Here is a 10,010-nt window from a genome sequence, read left to right on the forward strand (position 1 = left end):
CTTTCCAGAAGATCAGCGCGACGTTCCCAGGTCCGACCGAGGGACTGCTGCAAACGCCAGCGCCGGATGTGTTCGTGGTTGCCATTCAGCAACACCGCAGGAACACGTTTATCCGCATACACCTCCGGGCGGGTGTAGTGCGGGCAGTCGAGCAGGCCATCCGTAAAGGAATCCTCCTCGGCCGAGTCTGCATGACCCAATGCACCAGGCAAAAGGCGCGTTACCGCATCGATCAGCACCATGGCCGGCAGCTCACCGCCGGACAAGACGTAATCCCCAATCGACCATTCTTCATCGACATGCGCTTCAATAAAGCGCTCATCGATGCCTTCGTAGCGGCCGGCAATCAGGATCAAAGCCCCCTCATTGGCCAGCTCGCGTACCGCTGACTGGGTCAGCTGGCGACCTTGCGGCGACAGGTAAATCACCTTAGCCACACCACCTGCGGCCTGCTTGGCATCGAGCAAAGCATCCTCAAGCGGCTTGATCTTCATCACCATGCCCGGACCACCACCAAAAGGCCGATCATCCACGGTGTGATGACGGTCAGTGGTGTAGCTCCGCGGGTTCCAACAGGTCATTTGCAACAACCCCTGCTTCACCGCACGGCTGGTGATGCCGTAATCGCTGATGGCGGCAAACATCTCCGGGAACAGCGTAATGACTTCAACGCGCAGATTTGGCATCAGGCTTAGAAGTCCGCATCCCAGTCGACCCGCATTTCGCCAGCGGCCAGATCAATCGACAACACGCATTGCTCGGTGTAGGGCAACAGGCGCTCGCGACCATCCAGGCTGTCGGTGCAGGGTTTGACCACAATCACATCGTTGGCGCCGGTCTCAAACAGGTGGTCAATCTTGCCGAGCAATTGCCCCGCCTGATCGATAACCTTGAGCCCTTCCAACTGATACCAGTAGTAGTCGCCGTCGCTAAGTTCAGGTAACTGACCGCGGGGTACACAAATGTCAAAACCCGCGAAGGTACGAGCCACTTCGCGATCATCCAAACCCTTGAGCCGTGCTACCAGGACTTTGCCCTGCAAACGTCCACTGGCTACTTCAACTTGCTTAACCTCGCCGTCACGCTTGAGCGTCCAGTGAGGGTAATTGAGCACGTTGGTCAAAGGCTCGGTAAAGGAATACACCTTCACTTCACCCTTTACGCCATGCACCGAGACAATCTTGCCGAGAACTACAAGGTCCTCGGCGGGAGCTGGCGTCATGCTCATAAGTGCTTAGGCTGCAGCCTTAGCAGCTTCCTTGAGCAGCTGAGCAACACGCTCAGACGGCTGCGCACCTTGACCGAGCCAGTAAGCGGCACGCTCTTGGTCAACGGACAGCTTGATTTCTGCACCCGAAGCAACCGGGTTGAAGAAACCGATGCGCTCAACGAAGCGACCATCGCGCGCATTGCGGCTGTTGGTCACGGTCAGGTGGTAAAACGGGCGCTTTTTGGAGCCGCCACGGGCAAGACGGATGGTTACCATTGAACTTCGTTCCTGTAGTCGGTGCTGCAAAACTGAAATGCAAGCATAGGGCACTAGGCCCGAAAGGCCGCATATTCTAAGGATTATCCGGCTTTTTGCAAATCTCTTTTTCAAGCCGCCGGTCGGTGCTGGCTGCAGCCCATGTCGACGAACGCAATTGCCCGCCCTGCCTGCAGCCTTTATTACTGCCTTTACATCTTCGGTAGGCCGCCCGGCATCATCCCGCCCATGCCGCGCATCATCTTGGCCATACCGCCTTTGGCAGTGAATTTCTTCATCATCTTCTGCATCTGTTTGTGCTGCTTGATCAGCCGCCCTATGTCCTGCACCTGGGTGCCGGAACCCATGGCGATGCGGCGCTTGCGCGAACCGCTGATGATGTCCGGATCACGACGCTCGGCCGGAGTCATCGAGTTGATGATGGCTTCCATCTGCTTGAACTGTTTCTCGGCCGCACCCTGGGCATTGCCCATCTGCGCCAGATTGACGCCACCCATCTGCGGCAGCTTGTCCATCAGGCCGCCGAGGCCGCCCATATTCTTCATCTGCTGCAGCTGATCACGGAAGTCTTCGAGATCGAAGCCCTTGCCCTTCTTCAGCTTCTTGGTGAGTTTTTCGGCCTTCTCGCGATCCAGGGTCTGCTCGGCCTGCTCGATCAGGCTGAGCACATCGCCCATGCCGAGGATGCGCGAGGCGATACGATCCGGATGGAAGGGCTCCAGCGCCTCGGTCTTCTCCCCCATACCGATAAACTTGATCGGCTTGCCGGTGATATGCCGCACCGACAGCGCCGCACCGCCGCGAGCGTCGCCGTCGACCTTGGTCAGCACCACGCCGGTCAACGGCAGGGCATCACCAAAGGCCTTGGCTGTGTTGGCGGCGTCCTGGCCGGTCATGGCATCGACCACGAACAGGGTTTCCACCGGCTTGATCGCCGCATGCAGCGCCTGGATCTCCGCCATCATCTCGGCATCGACATGCAGACGACCGGCGGTATCGACTATCACCACATCGATAAACTTGAGCTTGGCTTCCTTGATCGCCGCCTCGGCGATCGCCACCGGCTTCTGGCTGAGATCGGAGGGGAAGAAGGTCACGCCGACCTCATTGGCCAGGGTTTCCAGCTGTTTGATCGCGGCCGGGCGATACACGTCGGCGGACACCACCAACACGGTCTTTTTCTTGCGCTCTTTAAGGAAGCGCGCCAGCTTGCCGACCGTGGTGGTCTTACCGGCACCCTGCAGGCCCGCCATCAGCACCACGGCTGGCGGCACGGCATTCAGCGCCAAGTCTTCATTGGCGGCGCCCATCAGCTCTTCCAGCTCGGCGCGCACTATCTTCACGAACGCCTGGCCCGGGGTCAGGCTTTTCGACACCTCGGTGCCGACCGCACGGTCTTTGACCTTATTGACGAAGTCCTTGACCACCGGCAGCGCCACGTCGGCCTCCAGCAAGGCCATGCGCACTTCGCGCAGGGTGTCCTTGATGTTGTCTTCGCTCAGCTTGGCTTTGCCAGTGACGTTGCGCAGGGTCTGCGAGAGGCGGTCGGTCAAATTTTCGAACATGCACGTTCCTTTCAGGCTCAGTCGAGCCGAGGCTAGGCTTGTAACAGGTCGCGGATTATAACCAAGACTCAAGCCGCTGTTGACGTATCTTTGTCGGCTGCGCCAAGCCAAGGCTGGCCGACCGAGCCCAAGCCGACGACTACCCAGGCGCTTTCGTGGCGCAGGGGTTATATGCCACACTGGGCGCCTTTCGGGTTTGCCTGACAAGGATTTATGCACCCTCTGCTACCCAGCCTTGCCGCCGCCTGCCTCTATGCCGGCGCGACCCTCTACCAGGGCCTGCGCCTGCAACAGCGCAGCACTTCCAACAAACGCCTGCTGGTTCTGCTCGGCGTGCTCGCCCTTTTGTTGCATGGCGGCAGCCTGTTTATGCAGATGTTCGATAGCGGCGGCCTGGTTCTCGATTTCTTCAAAGCCGCCAGCTTGATTGCCGCGGCGGTGATCCTGCTGACGCTGCTGGCCTGCGCACGAATTCCGGTGGAAAACCTGCTGTTGCTGCTGTTCCCCCTGGGCTTCCTGACGGTACTGCTCGCCCAATTTATGCCCACCGGCACCACCCAGGCCATCGATGAGGCCCCCGGCATACTGGCGCATATCCTGCTGTCGATCACCGCCTATGGCCTGCTCACCATCGCCGTGTTGCAGTCGCTGCTGGTGCTGCTGCAGGACCATCAACTCAAGCACAAGCACCCCTCGGGCCTGATCAAGAATTTCCCGCCCCTGCAAACCATGGAAAGCCTGCTGTTCGGTTTCCTCTGGGGCGGCTGGTTACTGCTGTCGCTCTCGCTGCTTTCGGGCGCCTTGTTTATCAATGACCTGTTCGCCCAGCATCTGGCACACAAGACCATACTGTCGTGCTTCGCCTGGGTGGTGTTTGCCGTCTTGCTGTGGGGCCGACACCAGCTCGGCTGGCGTGGACACAAGGCCATTCGCTGGACCCTGGCCGGCTTCTGCCTGCTGATGCTGGCCTATTTCGGCAGCAAACTGGTCCGCGAATTTATCCTACATATCTGATGCCCAAGGCCTCCTAAGTGGACGACGTACACCCAGGTTTTCTTGTTGGCCTGCTGATCTTCCTGCTGGCTTGCTCGGCATTCTTCTCCAGCTCGGAAACCGGCATCCTCAGCCTCAACCGGTATCGCCTGCGGCACTTGGCCAAGGAAGGGCACCGCGGCGCGCAACGGGTCAGCATCCTGCTCAGTCGCCCGGATCACCTGCTCGGCACCATTCTGATCGGCAACAACTTCGTCAATATTCTCGCCTCCTCCATCGCCACCCTGCTGGCCCTGCAGCTCTGGGGCGAAGCCGGGATTGCCATTGCCACCATCGGCCTGACCCTGGTGCTGCTGATTTTTGGTGAGATCACCCCGAAGACCCTGGCAGCCCTGCGCCCGGAAGCAATCGCCTACCCCTTCAGCCTGCCCCTGCTGTTGCTGCTCAAGCTCTTCTACCCTCTGGTGCTACTGCTCGGCTGGATCAGCAATGGCCTGCTCAGACTGCTCGGCATCGATCCCGCCAGCAAAACCAGTGACAGCCTGACCACCGAGGAGCTGCGCAGCGTGGTGCGCGAATCCGGCCATGAACTGCCGAAAAATCGCCAGAACATGCTGCTCGGCATTCTCGACCTGGAAAGGGTCACGGTGGACGACATCATGATTCCGCGCAACGAAGTGACCGGCATCGACCTGGAAGACGACCTCGAAACCATCATCAATCAGTTGACCAGCACGACCCACACCCGCCTGCCGGTGTTTCGCAGCGATATCAATCAGATCGAAGGCATAGTGCATATGCGCCAGATCGCCCGCCTGCTGACGCACAACGAGCTGAGCAAGGAAGCCCTGCTGGCCGCCTGCAACGAACCCTATTTCGTGCCCGAGAGCACGCCGCTGTCGACTCAGCTGATCAACTTCCAGAAGCACAAACGCCGCATCGGCATAGTGGTCGACGAGTACGGCGACGTGATCGGCATCGTCACCCTGGAAGATATTCTCGAAGAGATAGTCGGCGATTTCAGCAACCAGGACAGCCTGCGCAGCCCGGACATTCACCCGCAAGCAGACGGCACCCAGGTGATAGATGGTGCGACCTATATCCGCGAGGTGAACAAGGCCCTGGGCTGGCACCTACCCTGTGACGGCCCCAAGACTCTCAACGGCCTGATCACCGAGGCGCTGGAAAGCATTCCCGACAGCGCCGTATGCCTGAAAATCGGCCCCTATCGCCTGGAAATCCTGCAATCGTCGGAAAACCGGGTGAAGAGCGTCCGCGCCTGGCAAGCGACCCCTAAGGCAAACGCCGAACCCGCGCGAGACTAGCGGCCAGCCCCTCGGCCCACACGCGATAGCCCAGGCTCGAGGGGTGATAGCCATCGACGGCCAGATAGTCCGCGGAAAATTCCAGACTCACCGCATGATGCCCCGCCCCCAGCTCACCCGCTAACTGGCGCAAGCGGGCATCCAGCAAGGCGCCACGCATGCCGAGCACGCGCCGCAGCAACCAGGGCAAGGCAGTGAGATGTTGCAGGGGCGGCACACTACTAAACGCCACCCGGGCACCACGCGCCGCCAACGCCTCAGCCATGCTGCCGAGCGCAGAGTGCCAGCGCCGCAGCGAACTGAGCCGGGTGCTGTCGTTGACGCCGAACACCAGCAAGGCCAGGTCATAGCGCTCATCCAGCACCTGCGGCAACAGTCGCTCACAGGCTTGCCCGGCGGTGATGCCATTCTCGCCGCAGGCGCGCCAGGCCACCGGCCGGGCATGCTGCACCGCCAGCGCCTCGGCCAACTGCCCGACCAGGGCCAGACGCAAGCAACTCACGCCAACACCCACCACAGTGGATTCGCCCAGCACCAGCAAACGCAGCGGCTCACCGGGCAGTTCAGCACCCGCCAGTCCGCGCTGCGGCCCCGCGGCCGGCGGCAGCCTGAGCGCCTGCCGGCGGGTGCGTATGGCCTGCGGCAACAGCACCGGCGCCAGCAGCACCAGGCCTAGCCACCAGGCATAGGCGCGCAGACCACTCACAGTTCGACGTTGACCGCCAGCGCCGCCCGCGCCGCCTTGGCCCGCGCCGCTTGCAGCGACTCATCCCGCGCCAGGGCCACGCCCATACGGCGCTGGCCACTGACCTCGGGCTTACCGAATAGGCGCAAGGCGGTGTCCGCCTCGGCCAGAGCAGCCGCCAGATTACCGAAGCTGACCTGCTGCGATTCGCCCTCGACCAGCACCACCGCCGAGGCGCTGGGGCCGAGCTGGCGAATGGCCGGAATCGGCAAGCCGAGAATGGCCCGGGCATGCAGGGCGAACTCGGACAGATCCTGGGAAATCAGGGTGACCAGCCCGGTGTCATGGGGCCGTGGCGATATCTCGCAGAACCACACCTGGTCGCCCTTGACGAACAATTCGACACCGAACAGCCCGCGCCCACCCAGGGAGCCGGTCACCGCCAGGGCGATACGCTCGGCCTCGGCCTGGGCCTTGGCGCTCATCGGCTGCGGCTGCCAGGACTCCTGATAATCGCCCTTGACCTGACGGTGGCCGACCGGCGCACAGAAGGTGGTGCCGCCGCTGTGGCGTACGGTGAGCAAGGCGATCTCATAATCGAAATCGATAAAGCCCTCGACTATCACCCGGCCCTTGCCGGCACGCCCACCAGCCTGGGCGTAATCCCAGGCGGCCTGCAGATCATCCCGGCTTTTCAGCACCGACTGACCTTTGCCGGAGGAGCTCATGATCGGCTTGATCAGGCAAGGAAAACCGATGCTCTCGACCGCGGCCTGGCATTGCTCGAAGGAGTCGGCGAACTGGTAGGGCGAAGTCGGCAACCCCAGCTCCTCGGCGGCCAGACGGCGAATGCCCTCGCGGTTCATGGTCAACTGCGCGGCGCGGGCGCTGGGAATCACGGTAAAGCCTTCATTTTCCAGTTCAACCAGGGTCGCGGTGGCGATGGCTTCGATTTCCGGAACTATGTAATGCGGCTGCTCCAGCTCGATCACCGCGCGCAACGCCGCGCCGTCGAGCATATTGATCACGTGGCTGCGATGGGCCACCTGCATGGCTGGGGCATTGGCGTAGCGATCCACGGCTATCACCTCGACACCGAGGCGCTGCAGTTCGATCACCACCTCCTTGCCCAGCTCGCCAGAGCCACACAGCAGCACACGGGTCGCGCTCGGCGACAAAGGGGTTCCGATACGGGGCATACGAATTCCTCGGGTTGCAGCGAATAAAAGTAGGTGGCGGGCTTACAACAGCACGCCCTTGGCCTTGGCGCGCGCGTGACAGAGCGCCAGCACCTGGCGGCGTTCGGCGTTGTGCATGCGGCTCCAGCGGGTGATCTCGGCGACATTGCGCTGGCAACCGATGCAGAGGTCTTCATCGTCCAGCGCGCAGATATGCACGCAGGGCGAGGCGACTGGGCGTTCGGCGTCCATCAATCGTCCTGCTCGGCCAGATCACGGGCGTAGCGCTGGGCGTTGTGCACATAGTGGGCGGCGCCGGCTTCGAGCATCTTCTTCTGCTGCTCACTGAGTTCGCGCACCACCTTGCCCGGCGAGCCGACCACCAGGGAGCCATCGGGAATTTCCTTGCCTTCGCCGATCAGGGTATTGGCGCCGATAATGCAATACTTGCCAATCTTGGCGCCGTTGAGCACCACCGCATTGATGCCGACCAGGCTGTAATCACCGACGCTGCAGCCGTGCAGCATGGCGTTGTGGCCGATGGTCACGCCCTGGCCGATGCTCAATGGAAAGCCCATATCGGTATGCATCACAGCGCCGTCCTGCACGTTGCTGTTCTCGCCGATATGGATCAGCTCGTTGTCGCCCCGTAGCACGGCGTTGAACCACACGCTCGCACCTGGCTCCAGCTTGACCTTGCCGACCAGGGTGGCATTGGGCGCGACCCAGCTGTCGGGATGGGCTTCGACTCGGGCCTGGCCCAGACGATATTTCATTGGATAGTCCTCGTCTCACACTTAGCTGAGCTTGATAAAGTGCTCGGGGGGCTGATGCAGATCGATGCCGACATCGTCATATACCAGGTTGACCAGTTCGACCAGCATGATCGCCGTCAGCCCCCAGATCTTGTATTCGCCATAACGGTAACTGGGCACATACCAGCTGCGCCCCTGGTAATCGATGCGGTGGGTGGTTTCCCGCGGGTCGTTGCGAAAGAACTCGAGCGGCACGGCAAATACCGCGGCAATTTCGCCGTCATTGGGCCGATACTCGACGAAGTCCGGCACCAGCCCGACATAGGGCGTGACCTGGATACCGTGACGCGAAACCAGGGTGCTCAGCGGTCCTATCACCTCGACCAGGCCCGGCGGCAGACCAATTTCCTCCTCCGCCTCACGCAGCGCGGTATGGATCAGATCGGGGTCTTCCGGATCGCGCCGACCACCGGGAAAGGCCACCTCGCCGCCATGGGTGGACAAGCCACTGGCGCGCAAGGTCAACACCACTTCGGGTTCGTCACTGCGCGTGATGGGCACCAGCACCGCCGCTTCCGGATAACATCTATCGGTCTGTAGAAGGCGCGGGCTGTAGGCACGCATGCGATGGAGCAGCTCATCCAGCATGGGCATTCTCGGTCTTTATTCTGCGTTCGATGATGGCACGAAAGCAGCGCCACACCCAAGCCCCGCACCGGCACAGCCGATCATTCAGCCGGTCGATCGAGCACAGCAAGAGGCTTGCCGAGCGAGCCTTCCGCACGCCAAGATAAACCACACTCGCGAAGGAGCCGGCATGAAGTTCTGTAGCAACTGCGGCAGCCCCGTCAGCCAAGTCGTCCCCCTGGGCGATAACCGCCTGCGCTATGTCTGCGGACATTGCCAGACCATCCATTACCAGAACCCGCGGATCATCGCCGGCTGCCTGCCGGTATGGGGCGAGCAAGTACTGCTGTGCCGCCGCGCCATAGAACCCAGGCGCGGCTACTGGACCCTGCCGGCCGGTTTTATGGAGAACGGCGAAACCCTGGAACAGGCCGCCGCCCGCGAGACCCATGAGGAAGCCAACGCGCGAGTGCGCGACCTCAAGCTCTACACCCTGTTCGACCTGCCGCATATCAATCAGGTGTATATGCTGTTTCGCGCCGAACTGGTCGACCTGGACTTTGCCGCCGGCGAAGAAAGCCTAGAGGTCAGGCTGTTCCACGAACAGGAGATCCCCTGGTCAGAGCTGGCTTTCCCGACCATCGGCCGTACCTTAGAATGCTATTTCGCGGACCGTCAGCAACAGCGCTACCCAGTCCGCAACGAGCCGCTTGAAGCCTTGCGCGCACACTATAAGAAAACCTTCTGATTCACGGGAAATACGATGCGCTGGTTGTTCGCTCTACTCTGCCTGACCTTCACCCTGAGCACACAGGCCACGGCCACCCCGACCCTCAATGGGCGGATCATCGACAAGGTGCTGGTGGTCAAATCCGAGCACAAGATGCACCTGCTCAGCCGCGGCACCCCCCTCAAGTCCTACCGCGTCTCCCTAGGCAAACAACCCGAGGGCGCCAAGCAGCGCGAAGGCGATCGGCGCACCCCCGAAGGCTTCTATTGGATCGACTGGCGCAAAACCAGCGACAAATACAACCTGGCCATGCACATCTCCTACCCCAACGCACGGGACCAGGCCAACGCCCGCAAGAAAGGCGCGCCGGCAGGCGGCATGATCATGATTCATGGCACGCCACTGGACGCGGAGTACCCCGAGTGGTTCTTCCATACCCTGGACTGGACCGAAGGCTGCATCGCCATGAAAAACGCGGATATGCGCGAGGTCTGGAAGCTGGTCAAGGACGGCACCCTGATCGAAATCCGGCCCTGAACAAGCCGGCAATAAAAAAGGCGCCACGCGGGTTAATGCCAGTCAGTTAAGCTGACTGGCATTTTTATTTCTGATCGGATACTTCGACGATTTGAGCCTGATGGCGCGTGGATAGATACGATCTTCTCG

At 61.3% G+C, this 10,010-nt stretch carries 13 protein-coding genes; 4 read left to right on the forward strand and 9 right to left on the reverse strand.

The window, feature by feature from the left end; genetic code table 11:
* The 4 genes from trmD to ffh all read right to left on the reverse strand — a co-directional run.
* On the reverse strand, positions 1-686 hold a 686-nt coding region (trmD, locus tag Q8Q83_RS17475), incomplete at its 3' end, for a tRNA (guanosine(37)-N1)-methyltransferase TrmD (protein WP_305625399.1).
* Positions 687-691: 5 nt separating this feature from the next.
* Complete coding sequence (gene rimM / locus Q8Q83_RS17480) at positions 692-1,228, reverse strand: ribosome maturation factor RimM (RefSeq protein ID WP_305625400.1); 537 nt, start codon at positions 1,226-1,228, stop codon at positions 692-694.
* Between the two features lie 6 nt (positions 1,229-1,234).
* Positions 1,235-1,486, reverse strand: a complete 252-nt coding sequence (gene rpsP, locus Q8Q83_RS17485) for a 30S ribosomal protein S16 (RefSeq protein WP_108486691.1) — start codon at positions 1,484-1,486, stop codon at positions 1,235-1,237.
* Between the two features lie 191 nt (positions 1,487-1,677).
* Positions 1,678-3,051, reverse strand: coding sequence for a signal recognition particle protein (gene ffh, locus Q8Q83_RS17490; RefSeq protein ID WP_305625401.1), 1,374 nt, complete (start codon positions 3,049-3,051; stop codon positions 1,678-1,680).
* A gap of 213 nt (positions 3,052-3,264) precedes the next feature.
* Here ffh and Q8Q83_RS17495 point away from each other — a divergent pair, with 213 nt between their 5' ends.
* Both Q8Q83_RS17495 and Q8Q83_RS17500 read left to right on the forward strand, forming a co-directional pair.
* The gene (locus Q8Q83_RS17495; protein ID WP_305625402.1) at positions 3,265-4,065 is read left to right on the forward strand and encodes an inner membrane protein YpjD; all 801 of its coding nucleotides are present in this window, start codon (positions 3,265-3,267) and stop codon (positions 4,063-4,065) included.
* Positions 4,066-4,082: 17 nt separating this feature from the next.
* A complete protein-coding gene (locus Q8Q83_RS17500; RefSeq protein ID WP_305625403.1) occupies positions 4,083-5,369 on the forward strand; it encodes an HlyC/CorC family transporter in 1,287 nt (428 codons plus the stop codon).
* On the opposite strand, the gene Q8Q83_RS17505 is transcribed toward Q8Q83_RS17500, so the two are convergent.
* From Q8Q83_RS17505 to Q8Q83_RS17525, 5 genes are read right to left on the reverse strand one after another with little or no spacing between them, the layout of a single operon-like run.
* On the reverse strand, positions 5,338-6,075 hold the full coding sequence (locus Q8Q83_RS17505) for an SGNH/GDSL hydrolase family protein (protein WP_305625404.1): 738 nt from the start codon (positions 6,073-6,075) through the stop codon (positions 5,338-5,340). The genes Q8Q83_RS17500 and Q8Q83_RS17505 overlap by 32 nt on opposite strands.
* Complete coding sequence (gene purT / locus Q8Q83_RS17510; protein ID WP_305625405.1) at positions 6,072-7,253, reverse strand: formate-dependent phosphoribosylglycinamide formyltransferase; 1,182 nt, start codon at positions 7,251-7,253, stop codon at positions 6,072-6,074. Before purT ends, Q8Q83_RS17505 begins: the two co-directional genes overlap by 4 nt.
* A 42-nt stretch (positions 7,254-7,295) precedes the next feature.
* Entirely contained in the window at positions 7,296-7,487 is a 192-nt protein-coding gene (locus Q8Q83_RS17515; protein WP_305625406.1) for a DUF1289 domain-containing protein, read from the reverse strand.
* Positions 7,484-8,008, reverse strand: coding sequence for a gamma carbonic anhydrase family protein (locus Q8Q83_RS17520; protein WP_305625407.1), 525 nt, complete (start codon positions 8,006-8,008; stop codon positions 7,484-7,486). Before Q8Q83_RS17520 ends, Q8Q83_RS17515 begins: the two co-directional genes overlap by 4 nt.
* 21 nt (positions 8,009-8,029) lie before the next feature.
* Positions 8,030-8,635 (reverse strand): CoA pyrophosphatase, encoded by a 606-nt coding sequence (locus tag Q8Q83_RS17525; protein ID WP_305625410.1) that lies wholly within the window; start codon positions 8,633-8,635, stop codon positions 8,030-8,032.
* Between the two features lie 169 nt (positions 8,636-8,804).
* Between Q8Q83_RS17525 and Q8Q83_RS17530 the strand changes: the two genes are divergently transcribed.
* Together Q8Q83_RS17530 and Q8Q83_RS17535 are read left to right on the forward strand one after the other, a co-directional pair.
* Complete coding sequence (locus Q8Q83_RS17530; RefSeq protein WP_305625408.1) at positions 8,805-9,362, forward strand: NUDIX hydrolase; 558 nt, start codon at positions 8,805-8,807, stop codon at positions 9,360-9,362.
* A gap of 15 nt (positions 9,363-9,377) precedes the next feature.
* A complete protein-coding gene (locus Q8Q83_RS17535; protein WP_305625409.1) occupies positions 9,378-9,881 on the forward strand; it encodes a murein L,D-transpeptidase family protein in 504 nt (167 codons plus the stop codon).
* Positions 9,882-10,010 lie beyond the last annotated feature (129 nt).

This window comes from Pseudomonas sp. (assembly GCF_030696055.1).
In the GTDB taxonomy this organism is placed as follows: domain Bacteria; phylum Pseudomonadota; class Gammaproteobacteria; order Pseudomonadales; family Pseudomonadaceae; genus Aquipseudomonas.

Coding starts and splice junctions, on each gene's coding strand:
- rimM (WP_305625400.1), bottom strand. CDS start 1,228: ATGAGCATGACGCCAGCTCCCGCCGAGGACCTTGTAGTTCTCGGCAAG.
- rpsP (WP_108486691.1), bottom strand. CDS start 1,486: ATGGTAACCATCCGTCTTGCCCGTGGCGGCTCCAAAAAGCGCCCGTTT.
- ffh (WP_305625401.1), bottom strand. CDS start 3,051: ATGTTCGAAAATTTGACCGACCGCCTCTCGCAGACCCTGCGCAACGTC.
- Q8Q83_RS17495 (WP_305625402.1), top strand. CDS start 3,265: ATGCACCCTCTGCTACCCAGCCTTGCCGCCGCCTGCCTCTATGCCGGC.
- purT (WP_305625405.1), bottom strand. CDS start 7,253: ATGCCCCGTATCGGAACCCCTTTGTCGCCGAGCGCGACCCGTGTGCTG.
- Q8Q83_RS17520 (WP_305625407.1), bottom strand. CDS start 8,008: ATGAAATATCGTCTGGGCCAGGCCCGAGTCGAAGCCCATCCCGACAGC.
- Q8Q83_RS17525 (WP_305625410.1), bottom strand. CDS start 8,635: ATGCTGGATGAGCTGCTCCATCGCATGCGTGCCTACAGCCCGCGCCTT.
- Q8Q83_RS17530 (WP_305625408.1), top strand. CDS start 8,805: ATGAAGTTCTGTAGCAACTGCGGCAGCCCCGTCAGCCAAGTCGTCCCC.
- Q8Q83_RS17535 (WP_305625409.1), top strand. CDS start 9,378: ATGCGCTGGTTGTTCGCTCTACTCTGCCTGACCTTCACCCTGAGCACA.